Source organism: Lysobacter sp. KACC 24251 (assembly GCF_057747755.1).
The window spans coordinates 1,046,874-1,065,438 of record NZ_CM173222.1; the positions used below are offsets into that span (position 1 = coordinate 1,046,874).

Annotated in this window: 16 protein-coding genes and 1 pseudogene; 15 read left to right on the forward strand and 2 right to left on the reverse strand. The window is 67.8% G+C overall.

Going from position 1 to position 18,565, the window contains the following annotated elements; all coding sequences use genetic code 11:
• Window positions 1-36: 36 nt before the first annotated feature.
• On the reverse strand, window positions 37-2,106 hold the full coding sequence (locus AC3ARF_RS05035; protein ID WP_498930857.1) for a 3-hydroxyacyl-CoA dehydrogenase NAD-binding domain-containing protein: 2,070 nt from the start codon (window positions 2,104-2,106) through the stop codon (window positions 37-39).
• Between the two features lie 225 nt (window positions 2,107-2,331).
• On the opposite strand from AC3ARF_RS05035, the gene rpoE reads away from it, so the two are divergent.
• From rpoE to recO, 9 genes and pseudogenes are all read left to right on the forward strand, one after another.
• Window positions 2,332-2,952 carry an RNA polymerase sigma factor RpoE gene (rpoE, locus tag AC3ARF_RS05040; RefSeq protein WP_498930859.1) on the forward strand — a complete coding sequence of 207 codons (621 nt, stop codon included), beginning with the start codon at window positions 2,332-2,334 and terminating at the stop codon, window positions 2,950-2,952.
• Between the two features lie 8 nt (window positions 2,953-2,960).
• Window positions 2,961-3,827: a sigma-E factor negative regulatory protein gene (locus AC3ARF_RS05045; RefSeq protein WP_498930860.1), complete on the forward strand. Its 867-nt coding sequence runs from the start codon at window positions 2,961-2,963 to the stop codon at window positions 3,825-3,827.
• Between the two features lie 60 nt (window positions 3,828-3,887).
• Window positions 3,888-5,381: a DegQ family serine endoprotease gene (locus AC3ARF_RS05050; protein WP_498930862.1), complete on the forward strand. Its 1,494-nt coding sequence runs from the start codon at window positions 3,888-3,890 to the stop codon at window positions 5,379-5,381.
• A gap of 167 nt (window positions 5,382-5,548) precedes the next feature.
• Window positions 5,549-7,342 (forward strand): translation elongation factor 4, encoded by a 1,794-nt coding sequence (gene lepA, locus AC3ARF_RS05055; RefSeq protein ID WP_498930864.1) that lies wholly within the window; start codon window positions 5,549-5,551, stop codon window positions 7,340-7,342.
• 157 nt (window positions 7,343-7,499) lie between these two features.
• A complete protein-coding gene (gene lepB / locus AC3ARF_RS05060) occupies window positions 7,500-8,285 on the forward strand; it encodes a signal peptidase I (RefSeq protein WP_498930865.1) in 786 nt (261 codons plus the stop codon).
• Between the two features lie 47 nt (window positions 8,286-8,332).
• A complete protein-coding gene (locus tag AC3ARF_RS05065) occupies window positions 8,333-8,710 on the forward strand; it encodes a DUF4845 domain-containing protein (protein ID WP_498930867.1) in 378 nt (125 codons plus the stop codon).
• A complete protein-coding gene (gene rnc, locus AC3ARF_RS05070; protein ID WP_498930868.1) occupies window positions 8,703-9,368 on the forward strand; it encodes a ribonuclease III in 666 nt (221 codons plus the stop codon). Before AC3ARF_RS05065 ends, rnc begins: the two co-directional genes overlap by 8 nt.
• A gap of 45 nt (window positions 9,369-9,413) precedes the next feature.
• Window positions 9,414-10,319 carry a GTPase Era gene (gene era / locus AC3ARF_RS05075; RefSeq protein WP_498930869.1) on the forward strand — a complete coding sequence of 302 codons (906 nt, stop codon included), beginning with the start codon at window positions 9,414-9,416 and terminating at the stop codon, window positions 10,317-10,319.
• Between the two features lie 30 nt (window positions 10,320-10,349).
• Window positions 10,350-11,051, forward strand: a pseudogene (gene recO / locus AC3ARF_RS05080) (DNA repair protein RecO); the annotation flags it as partial.
• A 194-nt stretch (window positions 11,052-11,245) separates the two neighbouring features.
• Here recO and AC3ARF_RS05085 read toward each other — a convergent pair.
• Complete coding sequence (locus AC3ARF_RS05085; RefSeq protein ID WP_498930870.1) at window positions 11,246-12,013, reverse strand: response regulator; 768 nt, start codon at window positions 12,011-12,013, stop codon at window positions 11,246-11,248.
• Window positions 12,014-12,058: 45 nt separating this feature from the next.
• On the opposite strand from AC3ARF_RS05085, the gene AC3ARF_RS05090 reads away from it, so the two are divergent.
• The 6 genes from AC3ARF_RS05090 to AC3ARF_RS05115 all read left to right on the forward strand — a co-directional run bounded on the left by AC3ARF_RS05090 (window position 12,059) and on the right by AC3ARF_RS05115 (window position 18,556).
• Complete coding sequence (locus tag AC3ARF_RS05090; RefSeq protein WP_498930871.1) at window positions 12,059-14,095, forward strand: translocation/assembly module TamB domain-containing protein; 2,037 nt, start codon at window positions 12,059-12,061, stop codon at window positions 14,093-14,095.
• Window positions 14,096-14,130: 35 nt separating this feature from the next.
• Window positions 14,131-14,760: a DUF1318 domain-containing protein gene (locus AC3ARF_RS05095; protein ID WP_498930872.1), complete on the forward strand. Its 630-nt coding sequence runs from the start codon at window positions 14,131-14,133 to the stop codon at window positions 14,758-14,760.
• A gap of 141 nt (window positions 14,761-14,901) precedes the next feature.
• Complete coding sequence (gene rlmD, locus AC3ARF_RS05100; RefSeq protein ID WP_498930873.1) at window positions 14,902-16,233, forward strand: 23S rRNA (uracil(1939)-C(5))-methyltransferase RlmD; 1,332 nt, start codon at window positions 14,902-14,904, stop codon at window positions 16,231-16,233.
• A 131-nt stretch (window positions 16,234-16,364) separates the two neighbouring features.
• Window positions 16,365-16,877: a CYTH domain-containing protein gene (locus tag AC3ARF_RS05105; protein WP_498930874.1), complete on the forward strand. Its 513-nt coding sequence runs from the start codon at window positions 16,365-16,367 to the stop codon at window positions 16,875-16,877.
• 120 nt (window positions 16,878-16,997) lie between these two features.
• A complete protein-coding gene (gene nagZ / locus AC3ARF_RS05110; RefSeq protein WP_498930875.1) occupies window positions 16,998-17,993 on the forward strand; it encodes a beta-N-acetylhexosaminidase in 996 nt (331 codons plus the stop codon).
• The gene (locus AC3ARF_RS05115; RefSeq protein ID WP_498930876.1) at window positions 17,993-18,556 is read left to right on the forward strand and encodes a hypoxanthine-guanine phosphoribosyltransferase; all 564 of its coding nucleotides are present in this window, start codon (window positions 17,993-17,995) and stop codon (window positions 18,554-18,556) included. Before nagZ ends, AC3ARF_RS05115 begins: the two co-directional genes overlap by 1 nt.
• Window positions 18,557-18,565: the final 9 nt, after the last annotated feature.

Sequence of the window (18,565 nt, forward strand, 5' to 3'; positions counted from 1 at the left end):
TGCGCCTTCTGCACTTTCTTCAGGCAGGCGGCGTGATCAGCGCAGCGCCGGATTGTCCCAACCCGGGCGCGGGGCGAAGCGATCGCCGTAGCGCTGCTGCAACTGCTTCAGGCGCTCCACCAGCTTGTCAGGTCCCACCGCGCGGACGTGCGCGATCGGGCCGCCGCGGAACGGAGCGAATCCGGTGCCGAAGATAATGCCGGCATCCAGCAAGTCCGCATCGCTGACCACGCCGTCGTGCAGGCAGGCCACCGCCTCGTTGAGCAGCGGCAGGAGCAGGCGATCTTCCAGGTCGGATGGGGCCTGGTAGTCCTTCGGCAGTTCGGGCTTCACCGCCTTGCCGTTCTCCCATTTGTACAGGCCCTGGCCGTCCTTCTTGCCCCGCTTGCCGGCCTCCGGCGGTGCCGACAGCGACGCGGGGATGGGCAGGCCGAGGAACGGTGCCAGTTCCGCACCCACGCCCGCGGCCACGTCCAGGCCCACAGTGTCGATCAGTTCGATCGGCCCCATCGGCATGCCGAATTTCACCGCCGCCTTGTCGATGGCCGGGCCCGGGATGCCTTCGGCAAACGCCGTGGCTGCTTCCAACATGTAGGGGAACAGCACACGGTTGACCAGGAAGCCGGGCGTGCCGGTCACCGGCACGGGCAGCTTGTCGATGGCCTTGCAGAACGCGGCCAGGCGCTGCTCGGTCTCCGGCGCCATGGCGTCGTGGCGGATGATCTCCACCAGCGGCATCAGCGCCACCGGGTTGAAGTAATGCAGGCCGGCGAACTGCGCAGGACGCTGGATGTGCTCCCGCAGCTCGGTCAGCGGGATCGACGAGGTATTGGTGGTCAGCAGCGCATCGGGCTTCATCCGCGGCTCGACCGCGTTGTACAGCTCGCGCTTGGCCTCCGGCTTCTCGATGATCGCTTCGATCACCAGGTCGGCCTTGGCCGCGCCTTCGCCTTCCAGGTCACCGCGCAGGCGCGCGGCCACGGCGGGACGCTTGGCCTCGTCCTTCACCTTCTTGGCAAACAGCTCCCCCGCACGGGCGAGGGCGCCATCGATGAAACGCTGCTCGCGATCGGCCAGCGTCACCTCGAAGCCCTTGTAGGCGGACCACGCCGCGATGTCGCCGCCCATCACGCCGGCGCCTACCACGTGCACATGCTGGATGCGGTGTTCCTTGCCACCCTGCGCCTTCAGCCGCTCCTGCAGGAAAAACACGCGGATAAGGTTGCGCGCGGTCGGCGTGGAGGCCAGCTTGACCACCGACTTGCGCTCGGCGGCCAGCAGCGACTTGATGCCGCCGCCCGCGCGTCCCCACGTGGAGATCAGCGCGTACGGGGCAGGGTAGTGTTCCTTGCGGGCCTTGCGAGCCACCTGCTTCGCCAGCATGGGCGCCAGCAGCTTGCGGGCAGGAAGGGTGTTGGTGGCCCACGCCAGGGCGCGCTGCTTGAACGGGCGCTGCGTGCCACGCAGGGCCAGCGTGGCCGCCGCTTCGATCAGCTGCGCGGGGTCGACCACCTTGTCCACCAGTCCCATGCCGCGCGCAGCCGAGGCTGACAGCGAGCGTCCGGTCAGCATCAGGTCGAATGCGGCCGGTGCGCCGATAAGGCGTGGCAGGCGCACGCTGCCGCCCCAGCCGGGATAGATGCCGAGCTTCACCTCCGGCAGGCCGATGCGGGTCGAGGGATCGTTGCTGGCCACCCGGTAGTCGCAGGCCAGCGCGATCTCGGTGCCGCCGCCCATGCAGAAGCCGTGGATGGCGGCGACGGTTGGGCAGGGCAGTTCGGCCAGGCGCTGGAACACGCGCTGGCCGCGGCTGATGGCATCGCCGACCACGCCCTTCTCGTCGAAGGTCTGGAACTCCTTGATGTCGGCGCCGGCGATGAAGCCTTTGTCCTTGCCCGAGCGGACCACCAGGCCTTTCGGCGGGTCGATGGCGATCCGCTCCAGCAGGCCGTCCAGCTCGATCAACACGTCCTGGCCGAAGGTGTTGACCGGCGAACCTGCGCGATCGAACACCAGCACCAGCACGCCGTCGGGGCGCGGCTCGGTGCGCCAGTGCTGCAGGCGCAGCCCGGCAAAGTTGTCTTGTCCCTGGAGGCCAGCGCTCATCCGGCACCATCCGTTCACGTATGGAGAATCCGCCTATCATCCCGAGGACCTTTGCCCGCAGTCAAATGGGCGTTTGGAACGTCCATGACGCACGGCAGTTGCGACTGCCCTGTCGATGCCCCATTTAATATCTCGAAGCCGCGTCGTGGCGCGGAGTGAACTTTTCCCCGACAGGGGTGTCTCATTGCTCGGCAATGGCCGAGCTGACAGGAGTGCCGGCAAGGCATGGCCGAAAACATCGTGTCCCATGAGCTGGACCTGGACCAGGAGCTGGTCAGGCGCGTCCAGCGCGGCGACAGTACGGCGTTCGATGCCTTGGTACGGAAGTACCAGCACCGGATCGTCGGGCTGATCGGGCGCTACGTGTCGGATTGGAGCGAGTGCCAGGACGTGGCCCAGGACGTGTTCATGCGCGCCTACCGGGCGCTGCCGAACTTCCGGGGCGACGCCCAGTTCTATACCTGGTTGCACCGCATCGCAGTGAATACCGCCAAGAACCACCTCGTAGCGCAGAACCGCCGTCCACCCACGGGCGACATTGATGCGGCGGACGCGGAGCAGTTCGACGTCGGTATGCGGCTGCGCGACACCGACACCCCGGAACACGAGTTGTTGCGGCAGGAGATCGAAAGCACGGTCATGCGTGCGGTCGAAAGCCTGCCGGAAGACCTGAAGGTCGCCATCACCCTGCGCGAGGTGGACGGCCTGAGCTATGACGAGATCGCGCAACGCATGGGGTGCCCGATCGGCACGGTGCGCTCGCGGATCTTCCGCGCCCGCGACGCGATCGACGCCCAGCTCAAGCCCCTGTTGGATAACGACGCCCGGGAGAACGCCCGCCCATGAGCTCCTCGATGACCACCAACGACCGCGAAACCCTCAGTGCCCTCTTTGATGGCGAACTGGAAGACGATGCTGCGCGTTTCGCGCTGCGCCGGCTCGACCACGATGCCGGATGGCGCGATGCCTGCAGCCGCTGGCAACTGGCGGGCGACGTGTTGCGTGGCCAGGCAGTGGGGCTTGCGCCTGCTGGCTTTGCCGAGCGCGTGGCCACGGCGATGGCGACGGAAAGGGCCGACGTTGCGACCATTGCCGTGGCATCGGGCGAAGCGCGTTCCGGTTTGGCACCCGCTAACGCGCAGGTGCAGTCCAGGCGCTGGTGGGGTCGGGCGGCCTTGGCGGCCTCGGTCGCGGTGGCTGCACTGTTCGTGACGCATCCCTTCTCCGGAGTGGGTCCCGACGATTCGACCACCGGCAACCCCATGGCTGCGATTCCCGCACCCTCCGCCAGCACCTTGGCCGACAGCGCTTCCTCCGACACGGGTGCACAGCCCTCGTCGCCCTCTGGTGGTGCCGAAGTTGCCGCGATTGCCGTGGCCGCCGCCGACGTGCCGCGCCGGGTGACCGAGCGGCGCGCTCGAGGCGGGGCAGCAGCTGGCAAGGCGGTATCGCGTCGGGGGGTCGAGGCGCCGGTCACGGTGGCCTTGGCCGCGAGCGATCCGGGGAGCCGCCCGGCCGCGCCGACCGCCACGGATCCGTTCAAGCCGCAGCCCGGTGAGCTGGTCGCCCGCCCCTGGCCGCGCGCCGTATTGCCCGGCTCCACCGTGGCCGGAGCGCTCACTGCCAGCTATGGCGCGTCCCAGGCGTCGCCATCGTTCTACCCCTTCGAGCCGGATGCGGCGCATCTGCCGGCGAACGTCGAGCCGGCGCCGCAACCCTGACCCCCTGGCGCGACCGCGCGCCGCGCCCGCACCGGACCCTGACCCCCCGAGGCCGATTCCATGAACCGACCATTCCAGACTCTTGCTCTCGCGTCCGCCCTCGTTGCACTGATCCCGGCAGCCTGCTCCGCGCAGTCCCCGAACGCCCCGATCGCGCCGCCTCCCGCGGCCACCCCTGCTGCGCCGCTGGTGACGGGCCTGCCCGATTTCACCGGCCTGGTGCAGACGGTGGGGCCGGCTGTGGTCAGCGTCACCGCGGAAGTGGGCATGCGCCGCAACGCCCGCGAAGAGGCTGCCGCCCCGGACATGGAGGGCGTGCCCGAGATCTTCCGCCGCTTCTTCGGGCCGGACATGCCGTTCCCCGGTGGCCCGCAACAGCGTCGCGGCGTGTCGCAGGGCACCGGCTTCTTCATCTCGCAGGACGGTTACCTGCTGACCAACCACCACGTCGTCGAAGGCGCCGACACCGTCAAGGTGCGCCTCAACGACCGCCGCGAATTCACCGCCAAGGTCATCGGCAGCGACCAGCCCTCCGACGTGGCGCTGCTCAAGGTCGAGGCGAAGGAGCTGCCGTTCCTTCGCGTGGCTAACGCCGCCCACACCAAGCCGGGACAGTGGGTGGTGGCGATCGGGTCGCCGTTCGGCCTGGACCACTCGGTAACAGCGGGCATCGTCAGCGCGGTGGGCCGCACCACCAGCCCCGAGCAGCAGTACGTGCCCTTCATCCAGACCGACGTGGCCATTAACCAGGGCAACTCCGGCGGGCCCCTGCTCAATACCTCGGGTGAGGTGGTGGGCATCAACTCGCAGATCTTCTCGCGCTCGGGTGGGTACATGGGCGTGAGCTTCGCGATTCCGATCGACGTGGCGATGAACTCGGCCGAGCAGTTGCGCGCCACCGGGCGCGTCAGCCGCGGCCAGTTGGGCGTGCAGGTTCAGCAGATGACCGCGGATGCGGCCAAGGCACTGGGCTTGCCCAATACCGCGGGCGCGCTCGTGGGCGAGGTTGTGCCCGGCAGCGCCGCGGCCAAGGCGGGGATCGAACGCATGGACGTGATCCGCACGGTCAACGGCAAGCCGGTCCACACCAGCAGCGACCTGCCGCCCCTGATTGGCGGGCTGGCCCCCGGCTCGAAGGTGCGGCTGGGCGTGGTGCGTGATGGCCGCGAGCGCGAAATGACCGTGGTGCTGGGTGCGCTGGAGAACGCGGTCGCGGCCAACGATGACGCGGACGCTCCGGCGGCAGCGGGTGCCGCCCCGCGCGGAAGCAACGTACTCGGCTTCGCCACGCAGGACCTCGACGCCAACCAGCGCCAGCGCCTGGGCCTCAACAAGGGCGAGGGCGTGGTCGTGGCCCGCGTGACGGGCGATGGCGCGGCGGAGGCCGGGATCAATCCGGGCGACGTCATCATCAGCGTCGGCCGCCAGCCGGTGGGTTCGGTGGCGGCGCTCGACCGTGCGCTGGCTTCGGTCAAGCCCGGCGACACCGTGATGCTGCTGGTCCGCAGCCGTGCGGGCACCCGCTTCGTGGCGGTGACGGCCGACAAGGCCTGAGCCTGAGGACCTGGGGGGCGGGCCGCCGACACAGCAGTGGCGGCCCAACCGGCCCCGGTTTAGCGGGAAGGGCGGCGGCTCGTCGGCGGGCCAGACCCGCCCGCGCGCTGTGCGATAATCGACCGTTAACCTTTCAGGCTCCCGCGGTCCCCACGCCGCGCCCCCGCATGCAGCAGATCCGAAACTTCTCCATCATCGCCCACGTCGACCACGGCAAGTCGACCCTCGCCGACCGCATCATCCAGATCTGTGGCGGCTTGCAGGACCGCGAGATGGAAGCGCAGGTGCTCGACTCCAACCCGATCGAGCGCGAGCGCGGCATCACCATCAAGGCCCAGTCCGTGTCGCTGCCGTACACGGCCAAGGACGGGCAGACCTATTTCCTGAACTTCATCGACACCCCCGGCCACGTCGACTTCAGCTACGAGGTCAGCCGCTCGCTGGCCGCGTGCGAAGGCGCGCTGCTGGTGGTGGACGCCGCGCAGGGCGTGGAGGCCCAGTCCGTGGCCAACTGCTACACCGCGGTGGAGCAGGGCCTGGAAGTGGTGCCCGTGTTGAACAAGATCGACCTGCCCACCGCCGACATCGAACGGGCGAAGGAAGAGATCGAGGCAGTGATCGGCATCGACGCCGACGACGCCGTGGCGATCAGCGCCAAGACCGGCCTGAACGTGATCGACGTGCTGGAGGCGATCGTGCATCGCATCCCGCCGCCCAAGCCGCGCGACACGGACAAGCTGCAGGCCCTGATCATCGACTCCTGGTTCGACAACTACCTGGGCGTGGTCTCGCTGGTCCGCGTGATGCAGGGCGAGATCAAGAAGGGCGACAAGCTGCTGGTGATGTCCACCGGCCGCGCGCATGAAGTCGACAACGTCGGCGTGTTCACCCCCAAGCGCAAGGTGCTGGACAAGCTTGGCGCGGGCGAAGTGGGCTGGGTCACCGCGTCGATCAAGGACGTGCACGGCGCGCCGGTCGGCGACACCCTGACCAAGGCTGCGGATCCGGCACCCAAGCCGCTGCCCGGCTTCCAGGAGATGCAGCCGCGGGTGTTTGCCGGCCTGTTCCCGGTCGACGCCGAGGACTACCCGGACCTGCGCGAGGCGCTGGACAAGCTGCGCCTCAACGACGCCGCGCTGCGCTTCGAGCCGGAAAGTTCCGAGGCGATGGGCTTCGGCTTCCGCTGCGGGTTCCTGGGCATGCTGCACATGGAGATCGTGCAGGAGCGTCTGGAGCGCGAGTACGACCTCAACCTGATCTCCACCGCGCCCACGGTGATCTACGAGGTGCTCAAGACCGACGGCAGCATCGTGCCGATGGACAACCCGGCCAAATTGCCGCCGGTCAACCAGGTCGCCGAAATCCGCGAGCCCATCATCCGCGCCAACATCCTGACCCCGCCGGACTACATCGGCTCGGTGATCAAGTTGTGCGAGGAAAAGCGGGGCGTGCAGATCGGCATCACCTACATGGCCAGCCAGGTGCAGGTCAGCTACGAGCTGCCGATGGCCGAGGTGGTGCTGGACTTCTTCGACAAGCTCAAGTCGGTCAGCCGCGGGTATGCGTCGCTGGATTACCACTTCCTGCGCTTCGAGGCGGGCCCTTTCGTCCGCGTGGATACGTTGATCAACGGCGACAAGGTGGATGCGCTGAGCATCATCGTGCACCGCAGCCACGCCGACCGGCGCGGGCGCGAGTTGACCGAGAAGATGAAGGAGCTGATCCCCCGGCAGATGTTCGACGTGGCCATCCAGGCCGCCATCGGCAGCCAGGTGATTGCCCGCACCACGGTCAAGGCGTTGCGCAAGAACGTGCTGGCCAAGTGCTACGGCGGTGACATCACCCGCAAGAAGAAGCTGTTGGAGAAGCAGAAGGAAGGCAAGAAGCGCATGAAGCAGGTCGGTCGCGTGGAGATCCCGCAGGAGGCCTTCCTGGCGGTGCTCTCAGCCGACAACAAGTAATTCGGGGCGGAGGGTGGGTCCTTCCGCGCCGGGCAAATCATGGTGCCGTGACCACGGACCCATGGACGACGGGACTTTGTGCATTAAGGTGGCAACGTGTGGCGACGCCTGAGGGCGCCGCGTCCGAGCAAGTGCGGCCCATGGAGACAGCACTACGATGATCTGGTTTGAAACCGCGCTGGTCGTACTGACCCTTTTCACTGGCCTGGTGTGGCTGCTGGACAAGTTCGTGTGGGCCAAGCGCCGTGCCGCCCGCGAGGGACTGCTGGACGAGGCTGCCGAGCCCGTGGTGGTGGATTATTCGAAGGCCTTCTTCCCGATCCTCGCCGTGGTGCTGATCCTCCGCAGCTTCGTGGCCGAGCCGTTTCGCATCCCTTCCAACTCGATGATGCCCACCCTGCTGACGGGCGACTTCATCCTGGTCAACAAGTTCAAGTACGGCCTGCGCCTGCCGATCAACAACCACAAGGTGGTGGCCTTGGGCGAGCCCCAGCGCGGCGACGTGGTGGTGTTCCGGCCGCCGCACCACCCCGAGCAGGACTGGATCAAGCGCGTGGTCGGCCTGCCCGGCGACCGCATCTCGTACCAGGACAACCAGGTGTTCCTCAACGGCCAGCCGTTGCCGTACAAGCTTGTCGGCACGTACCAAGGCAAGGGCAATGGCGTGGAAATGTCCGGCTCCGAGGAGCTGCGCGAGACCTTGGGTGCCGTGGAGCACAGCGTCCTTGAGCGTACGGATCTTCCGTTTACCGACCCGGGCGATGGAGAATGGGAAGTTCCGCCGGGGCACTATTTCGTGATGGGTGACAATCGCGATAATAGTGAGGACAGCCGATACTGGGGCCTGCTGCCGGAGAAGAACCTGCGGGGCAAGGCGTTCCTGGTCTGGATGAACTTCGATGGCGGGGTGGATTTCTCGCGCGTCGGCAAGGGCATCCAGTGACGGCAGCCATCGGATCATCGCAACCGTGACAACTGGGGAGTGAACGGATGAAGCGTACGCAGCGTGGCATGACCCTGATCGGGTTCGTCATCACCTTGGCCGTGGTCGGCGTGTTCGTATACATGGGCATGAAGACCATCCCGATGTATTCGGAGTTCTATGCGGTCAAGCAGGCCCTCAACGGCCTGGCACAAGAGCCTGGCGTGACCGCCTACGATCCTGCCAAGATCAAGGACCTGTTCTTCCGACGCCTGTACATCAGCTACGCCGACAACATCAAGGCCGAGCACGTGAAGGTGGTCCGCAAGGACGCCGGCTACCTCATGACGGTCGAATATGAAGTCCGCAAGCCGCTGATCGCGAACCTGGACGTGGTGGGCAAGTTCAAGGCGGAGAAGGAATTGCGTCGGGGCAGTGTTGACTGACCAGATCGGCCACCGCTTCGGCAATGCGGCCCTGTTGGCCCAGGCGCTCCGGCACCGGAGCGCGGGAACGCCGCATAACGAACGGTTGGAGTTTCTGGGCGATGGGCTGGTCAACCTGTTCATCGCCGAAGCGCTTTACGCCCATTGGCCCAATGCCGACGAGGGCGCGCTGACCCGCGCGCGGGCGGAGTTGGTGCGCGAATCCTCGCTCGCGGCCATTGCGCGCGGGCTCGAGTTGGGACCCCGCCTGGTGATGGGGCCCGGCGAGATGAAGTCCGGCGGACACCGTCGCGACTCGATCCTGGCAGACGCGGTGGAGGCCATCGTCGCGGCCATCTACCTCGATGCCGGTTATGAAGCCTGCCGGACGGTGGTCTTGCCCTGGTTCGAGGCGGCCATCGCCGCCCTGCCGCCCCCGCACAAGGTGGGCAAGGACGCGAAAACCCGCCTGCAGGAGTGGCTGCAGGGGCGTCAGAAGCCACTACCGCAATACGAGCTGATTTCCGAATCGGGCGAAGAGCACGCCAAGACTTTCCTTGTCAGCTGCACCCTGGCGCAGCCGGCGGTACGCACGGAAGGGGAGGGCAGCTCGCGCCGGGCCGCCGAGCAGGTGGCGGCCGAGGCGGCGCTGGAGCAGGTCGAAAGCCTGCGCCGCTGATTCCGGTTTCGCGCCACAGCCCCCGCAACTGCCTACAATTCCCCCATGACTACCCCCTATCGCGCCGGCCATGTCGCCGTCATCGGCCGCCCCAACGTCGGCAAGTCCACCCTGACCAACGCGCTGGTGGGCGCCAAGGTGAGCATCGTCTCGCCGCGTCCGCAGACCACGCGCCACCGCCTCTTGGGCATTGCCACCTTCCCCGAGGGGCAGCTGGTATTGGTGGACACGCCGGGTCTGCACCGCGACCAGGGCAAATCCACGGCCACCGCGATGCACCGCTGGATGAACCGCGCCGCCCGCGGCGCGCTGGAGGGCGTGGACGTGGCCTTGCTGGTGGTCCGGGCCGGCCAATGGGACGAGGCGGACGGTTTCGCGTACGAGGCTTTGCGCGGCGCCGGCCTGCCGGTGGTGCTGGTGGTGAACCAGGTGGACCGCCTGAAGGACAAGTCGGCGCTGTTGCCGTACCTGGCCAAGATCAGCGAGGGCCGGGAATTCGCCGCGGTGCACCCGATCTCGGCACTCAAGCGCACCGGCCTGCAGCCCCTGATCAAGTCGGTGCTGTCGCACATGCCCGAGCAGGATGCGCTGTACGGTGAGGATGAAATCACCGACAAGAGCCAGCGCTTCCTCGCAGGCGAGATGGTGCGCGAGCAGCTGATGCGCCAGCTGGGCGAAGAGCTGCCCTATGCAACCACGGTGGAGATCGAGCAGTTCGAGGTCGATGGCGCGCTGTTGCGCATTGGCGCGGTGATCTGGGTCGAGCGCGATGGGCAGAAGGCCATCGTGATCGGCAAGGGTGGCGAGCGCCTGCGCGAAATCGGCGCCAAGGCGCGCATCCAGATGGAGCGGCTGTTCGGCTCGAAGGTATTCCTGCAGACCTGGGTGCGCGTGCGCGAAGGCTGGTCGGACGACGAAGCCGCGCTGCGAGCCTTCGGCTACCACGACTGACGTGACGCGGCGACGCTCGCGGGCATCGGCATGCACCTGACCGCCGAACCCGCGTTCGTCCTGCATGCCCGCCCGTGGCGGGAAACGAGCCTGCTTGTGGAAGTACTGACGGCGACGCATGGCCGCCTCGGGCTGGTGGCGCGTGGCGTGCAGGGCCCCAAGCGCCATGTGCTGCGCGCGGCACTGCAGCCGCTGCAGCTGATCCGGTTGGAAGCGGTGTTGCGGGGGGAGTTGGCACGCCTCATCAACGCAGAAGCGGTGGACGTTGCACCGCGCTTGGGCGGCAACGCCATGCTCGGCGCGTTCTACCTCAACGAACTGACCTTGCGGTTGGCGCCGCGGCTGGACCCTGTGCCCGAACTGTTCGTGGCCTACGCGGCCGCGCGCGAGCGATTGCGCGCCGAGGAGTCGTTGGCGTGGACCCTGCGACGCTACGAACGTGACCTGATCGAGGCGCTGGGCTTCGGGTTCGACTGGCATTGCGATGGGGAGGGTTTCGCAATCGATCCGGCGGCCCGCTATCGGATCGACCCGGAGCAGGGTCCGCGCCGGGTGTTGAGCGACCGCGGCCACGGCGACCGTTCCACCGCGGCAACCGGTCGTGCGTTGCTGGCGCTCGCGGCTGACGAACTGCCGGAAAGGAATGACCTGGCCGGCCTGCGCCATGTGCTGCGCGGTGTGCTTGCACATCATCTGGGGCCGCGTGGGCTCAAGTCGTGGGACATGCTGGCGACGCTGCCACGTTCTACGAAGACTGTTGCGCAATCGCCCGGCCCACCAGGAGACGCGACGGGGGTCGACGTTTCGGCTCGCGCCGCAGTCGACGCGGAGCGGGCTGACGGGGACGCGGAGCAGGGTGCCGTGGACGCAGGGATCGGCGAGTCACGCTTGCCGCGCGTCTGACGCACCATTGGGCGCGAAGGACCTCAGCGGTGGGCCACACAGGGGCCTGGAGCTTGCCGATGCGAAGGTGGTGTCGCCAGTGTGTCCTCCAAGGCATGGTCGAAGTGCGCCAACGCATCGGGATCGGTGGCCGCTGCGCGCAAGGTGGCGGCTGCCGAGGCAAGCCGGGCAGCGCCCACGAAACCGCAGCTTGCGCGCAACTTGTGCAACTCGTCGAGTACGGTCCCGGGTTGCGCACTTCGTCCCGCTTCCGCGATGAGTGACCGGGCCTGCGGCAGTTCCGCCAGGAAGAGGTCGCGTAGGGCGGCCACGTGCTCCAGGTTGCCGGCCATGGCCCGTGCCGCTGCTTCGTCATCCCAAACCGGGAGCTTGCCTTGCGTTGGGGCGGCAGGGGGAATGTCCACGCGGCGGCCGGACAATCGCCCCAGCGCGCGTCGGATGGCATCGGCCACTGCTTGCGCGGGCAGCGGCTTCACCAGCACCTCATCAAACCCTGCCTGCAGCAGTGCATCGAGATCTGCGCGCAGGTGCGACGCCGTGTGTGCGATCGCGGGCGTGTGCGGGTGCCGCTGTCGCAGCGTGCGCAGTAGCGAGTCGCCGCGGCCGTCCGGCAGGTTTGCGTCGATGAGCCACGCGGCATGAGTGTGGCGGTCGTCCGATGCGAGGGCCTGGGCGACGCTGTTGGCGCCGTCCACCCGCACGTCCGCGGATTCGGCGGCAGCGGTGAGGAAGGCCAAGGCCACGGGATCGTCTTCGACCAGCAGGATGCAGGGAATGTCGGCGGATTTCATGAGCAGTTCGCGCAGGCTGGTTATGCTTCGTCCATGGAGACACGGATGGTACGCCTGCAACCGCTCTCGCCGCTGCTCCTGCAGTGGCTGGCGCTGCTGGCGCTGCTGCTTGCGGCCGGTTCGCTACAGGCGCGCGCGTTGACTGCGCGGATCCAGCGGGTGGATACCGCCGTGGCGAGTCTGCAGGGTGTCGAGGTCCGGTTGGAATGGGACAAGGATGCCGATCACGGCCGGCTGCGGTTGCAGGCCCGCCAGGCCGACGCCCCGGACCTGGGCTATCGCTTTCGCAACCTGGACTGGCAATGTCCCCTGCGTCGCGACGGCAAGGACGGTTGGCGGTGCGAAGGCGTGGTGCGCGCGGCAGGCGGGCAGCCGTTCCAGTTGGCCGTGGCCTTCGGGGTGGCGACCACCGATGCGCGTTTGTCGCGTGGTACGTCGAGTGTGCACGTGCAGCGCAATGCGGCTACCCCCGACTTCACCCGCATCGACCTCACGGCCGTGCCGCTCGCCTGGACGCAGGCATTGCTGGCGAAGGCGTGGCCGGCGGCCCACCTCAATGCGGGCCGTCTTTCGGGGCGGCTGGACATCGACAGCGGCAAGGGGCGCCCGCTGCGCGTCAGCGGTCCGTTGCAGTTGCGTGAGGCCGCGCTGGATACGCCGGACGGCACCATCGCCGCGGAAGGCCTGGGCGCCGACCTCGACATCGACGCCGGCTTTGCCGATACGGATACGCTCTCCGTGCGTGGATCCCTGCGTGGTGGCGAACTGTTGTTCGGCAGTACCTATGTCTCGTTGCAGGACCGGCATGTCGCGTTGCGCGTGCAGGGTTCAAAACGCGGGGAAGGCGGCTGGCAATTCCCGGAACTGCGCTGGCAGGACGAGGGCATCCTGGTCGCGTCCGGCAGTGCGGCGCTCAACCCCGACGGCAGCGTCCGCGACGCCAACCTGCGGCTGGAAAGCGCGTCGCTCGCGCCGTTGCGGGATGGATACCTGTCCGGCTGGCTCGGCCTCGCGGGACTCGGCGACCTCGCCCTGTCGGGCGCCGCTGATGTCTGGGTGGACGTGGCCAACGGGCGACTGCACGGAACGCTGGCGCGCCTGCATGACGTAACCATCGACGATCCCCAAGGGCGATTCGATTTCAACGGACTTGATGGCGACGTGGCGTTCTCCAGCGACGCGCTGGTCCAGAGTGCCCTGCAATGGCGCGACGGCGCGCTCTATGGCCTCGCATTCGGCCCCGCGCGATTGCCGTTCGCCAGTCAGGGCGGCGAGCTGCGCGTCACCGAGCCGGTCGGACTGCCCCTGCTGGGCGGCCAGGCGCGCTTTGGTGACATCAGCATCCGCCCCCCCACCGATGCGCATGGGCTGGAGATCCAGTTCGGGCTGTCGCTGGACAAGCTCGACATCGCGCAATTGTCGAAGGCCCTCGACTGGCCGGCGTTCACCGGCCAGTTGAGCGGCAGCATCCCGCGCGCGCGATACGCCAACGACCGGCTGGACTTCGACGGTGGGCTGGACATGCACCTGTTCAACGGTCGCGTGCAGGTGTCCTCCCTGTCGATGGAGCGTCCCTTCGGCGTGGCACCTACGCTGACGTCCGACATCGCCATCGACGATCTCGATCTGGAATCCGTCACCGGCGTGTTCGGCTTTGGCAGCATCACCGGTGCGCTGGATGGGCACATCAATGGCCTGCGGCTGGTGGACTGGCAGCCGGTAGCTTTCGACGCGGAGCTGCACACACAGCGCAAGCGCGGCCTGCGCCAGCGCATCAGCCAACGCGCGGTGCAGAACATCTCCAGCGTGGGCGACGCCTCGTTCGTGGGCAGCCTGCAGGGACGGCTGATCGCCCTGTTCGACGACTTTGGCTACAAGCGCATCGGCATTGCCTGCCGTCTGGTCGACGAAGTCTGCACCATGGACGGGCTCGGTTCAGCGGGACAGGGATTTATTATCGTGGAAGGCGCGGGGTTGCCCCGGCTGACCGTGGTGGGTTTCAACCGTCGGGTGGACTGGCCGACCTTGCTGGAGCGCCTCGCGGCGATCGGCAAGGGCGACGTCAAACCCGTAGTGCAATGAACGCAGCACCGCAACATACACCTAGGAGAGTTCACATGCGCCGTTGGATGGGAATACCGGTTGCCGCCGTCATGTTGACGGCGTGCGTGACGATCAATGTCTACTTCCCGGCCGCCGAGGCCAAGGAGGCGGCGAAGGAATTTGTCGAAAAGGTGATTGGCGACGAGGCCGAGGCAAAGGGTGCCAAGCCCAGCGAGGCCAAGCCCGGTGGCCAGAGTGCGTCGCTGTCGGCGCCGATGACGCCCGCCGCGCTGGCCTCGCGCATCGATTGGCTGTCGCTGGTGGGCATCGGTGCGGCGCACGCGCAGTCGGCGCCGGACATCACCATCAAGACCCCGGCGATCCAGGCCATCCAGTCGCGCATGGCGGCCCGGTTCGATGCGCAGTTGCGCGCCGGCTTCGATGCGGGTGCGCTGGGCTTTGCCGGCGACGGCACCATCGTGGTCCGCGACGCGTCCAAGCTGGCGCTGAAGGACCGCGTGGCCGTCAACCAGGCTGTGGCGGACGACAACCGCGACCGCAAGGCAGTCTACCGCGAGGTCGCGGTGGCCAACGGGCATGCTGAGTGGGAAGGGCAGATCCGCGATGTGTTTGCCCGGCAGTGGATCGAGAGCGCGCGGCCGGGCTGGTGGTACCAGTCGGGTGGGGCCTGGAAGCAGAAATAAGGGCCCCCACGCCCAAACGAGCAGCGACGCGACGGTAAGGGGCGGCTGGATCAGCTGCCCCTTTTCTTGTCCCTTTTTTGGGCGCGGCCCCGATATCTCGTATCTGCGACAATAACCACCCCCTGAAAACCGGCCGTAACCGTGGCGCGAATCGACCAGACCCCCTTCGAAGCCGAGATCACCGGCCTGACCCACGACGGCCGGGGCGTGGCCCGTCGCGAGAACGGCAAGGCCGTGTTCGTGGCCGGTGCGCTGCCGGGCGAGCGGGTCATGGCCAGCCAGACCGGGCGCAACCGCAACTTCGACGAGGCCAAGACGGTGCAGGTGCTGGTCGCCGCCCCGGAGCGCGTCGAGCCGCGTTGCGCGCATTTCGGTGTGTGCAGCGGTTGCGCGATGCAGCACTACGCCGAGGACAAGCAGATCCTCGCCAAGCAGAACGTTCTGCTGGAGAACCTGAGCCGCATCGGTCACGTCACCCCGGAGACCATCCTGCCGCCACTGACCGATGCCGCGTGGGGCTACCGTCGCAAGGGGCGCTTCTCGGTGCGCCGCGTGGACAAGAAGGACAAGACACTGGTCGGTTTCCGCGAGGTCGATCCTCGCTTCGTGGCCGACGTCTCGTTCTGCCACACGGTGATCCCGGAAATCGGGGACAAGGTCGCGGCGCTGGCCACGCTGGTCGATGGCCTGCAGGCGCGCAAGGACATCCCGCAGATCGAGTTCATCGCCGGTGACCGCCAGGCCCACTTCAGCGGCATCGCGCTGACCATCCGCCACCTCTCGCCGCTGTCGGAAGCCGACAAGGCGGCGCTGGTGGCGTTCGGCCAGCAGCACGGCTTCGCCATTTTCCTGCAGCCGGGCGGCGTGGACAGCGTCCACCCGCTGTGGCCGGAGCAGATCAAGCTGGCGTTCTCGTTGCCGGAGTGGCACCTGGAGTTCAACTTCCGGCCGCTGGACTTCATCCAGGTCAACGCCGGCCTCAACGGCAAGATGATCCGCAGCGCGCTCGACCTGCTCGATGCGCAACCGGACGAGCGCGTGCTCGACCTGTTCTGCGGCCTGGGCAATTTCACCCTGCCACTGGCGCGCACCGTGCGCGAGGTGGTGGGCGTGGAAGGCGAGGCGGGGCTGGTGATGCGTGCCCGTGAGAACGCCGCGCACAACAACCTGCCCAATGCCCAGTTCCACGCGGCCGACCTGGGCAAGGATCTGTCCGGCCACACCTGGATGCGCGAAGGCTTCGACAAGCTGCTGCTGGACCCGCCGCGCTCGGGCGCGGACTTCGTACTGACCCAGCTGCCGCTCAAACAATTCAAGCGCATCGTGTACGTGAGCTGCCACCCGGCCTCGCTGGCGCGCGACGCGGGTTACCTGGTCAACGAGCGCGGCTGGAAGCTCAAGGCCGCCGGCGTGATGGACATGTTCCCGCACACTGCGCACGTCGAGTCCATCGCGATGTTCGAGCCCCGCTGACTCGCGCTGACCCAGTAACAGGCAACGACAGCGGTTATCGCGCCGCCGCGCGCCCGTGCATTAGGCGTCCGATGCCTGTGCATCTACCGACGAGCGCCGGCCGCTTCCCGCTCCCCGCATCAGGACCCATCATGCCCCTGGAAATCGAACGCAAATTCCTCGTCACCGGCGACGGCTGGCGCGCCGCCGCGCACAAGGTCGTGCCGATGGCGCAGGGCTACCTCAACGACCTCAAGGCCATGGACACCGGCGCGATGAAGGCCTCGGTGCGCGTGCGCATCCAGGGCGACGAGGCTTACCTCAACCTCAAGTCGCGCGAGTTGGGCCACACCCGCCAGGAGTTCGACTACGCCATCCCCGTGGACGACGCGCGCGGCCTGCTGGCGCTGAGCGTCGGCGGGCTGGTCGACAAGCGCCGCCATTACGTCACCGTCGACGGCCACCTGTGGGAAGTGGACGAGTTCCTCGGCGACAACGCCGGGCTGGTGGTGGCGGAGATCGAGCTGACGTCCGCCGACGAAGCTTTCACCAAGCCCGAGTGGGCAGGCGCGGAAGTCACCGACAGCCCGCGCTACTACAACCTGGCGCTGGCCACCCGGCCCTTCAGCCAGTGGACCTCGGCGGAGCAGGCCGGCGAAGGCTGACCGCCATCACGTCGCTGCGCCCGTTCAGCCGCGCGTGCTGGGCCCGGCGCGGCAAGTGCGCCACAATCCCCTGACCCTGCGGCGCCGAGGCGCCGCGCACCGTTACCAGGAGTTTTCCGAATGCTCGTCATCGGCGTTGCCGGCACCGAACTCACCGCGCAGGAGCGCGACTGGCTGCAGCACGATGCGTGCGCCGGCGTGATCCTGTTCTCCCGCAACTTCGCGTCCAGCGCGCAGGTGGCGGAGCTGTCGCAGGCCATCCGCGCCGCCGCGCCGCGCCCGCAACTGGTCTGCGTGGACCAGGAAGGCGGCCGCGTGCAGCGTTTCCGCGAGGGCTACAGCGCGCTGCCGCCGCTGGAGAACTTCGGCCGGCTTTACGCGCAGGACAAGTCCGCTGCACTGGCGATGGCGGAAGAGCACGCCTGGCTGATGGCCAGCGAAGTGCGCGCCACCGGCGTGGACCTCAGCTTCGCCCCGGTCGTGGACCTCGGCCGCGGCAACCGCGCCATCGGCAACCGCGCGTTCTCCGAGGACCCGGCGGTGGTCGCCGACTTCACCCGCGCCTACGTGCGCGGCATGCACAGTGCCGGCATGGCGGCCACGCTCAAGCACTTCCCGGGCCACGGCTCGGTGCTGGAGGACACCCATTTCGACGACGCCATCGACCCGCGACCGCTGGAGGAGATCCGTGCGCTGGACCTGGTGCCGTTCGTGGCCGGTATCGAGGCCAAGGCCGATGCTGTGATGATGGCCCACGTGGTGTATCCCGCCGTCGCGCCGGAACCCGCCGGCTATTCCAAGGTCTGGATCGAAGACATCCTGCGCAAGGAAATGGGCTTTCGCGGCGTTGTCTTCTCCGATGACATCGGCATGGCCGCGGCGTTCTCGGCCGGTGGCATCAAGCAGCGCGTGGACCTGCACCTGGATGCGGGTTGCGACGTGGTGCTGGTCTGCCATCCGGAACTGGTGGAGGAGTCGCTGGATGCCATCAAGGACCGCAAGCTCAACACCATGGCACTCACCGGCCTGATCGGCCGCGGTCCGATGGGCTGGGATGGCCTGTTGGCGGACGCCCGCTACACCGAGGCCCGCACGCGCCAGGAAGGACTTGCCTGATGACCGCCGATACGCGCCCCGCGCTGGCCGATGCCCTCGCCAACGCCGAAGTGGTGGTGGAGCGCGCCACCATAGACGCCGGCATCAAGCGGATGGCCGCCGAGATCCACCGCGATTTTGCCGGCGGCGTGCCGGTGTACCTGACGATCATGCACGGCGGCCTGCCGTTCGCTGCGCAGCTGGCGATGGAGTTGGGCGCGCTGGGCCAGGACCTGGAGTTCGACTACCTGCACGCCACCCGTTACCGCGGCCAGACCACCGGCAGCGACCTGGTGTGGAAGCATCGCCCGGCCACGCCGCTGGCCGGCCGTCGCGTGATCCTGGCCGATGACATCCTGGACGAGGGCCACACGCTGGCCGCCGTGCGTGACTGGTGCCGGTCCGAGGGCGCCGCCGACGTGCGCATCGCGGCGCTATCGGTAAAGGAACACGACCGCTGCGTGCCGGGCATAGCCGCCGACTACGTGGCCGTGACCGTGCCGGACCGTTACGTGTTCGGCTACGGCATGGACTACCACGAGCAGGGCCGCAACCTGCCGGACATCTACGCGCTGAAGGACTGACAGCGACCG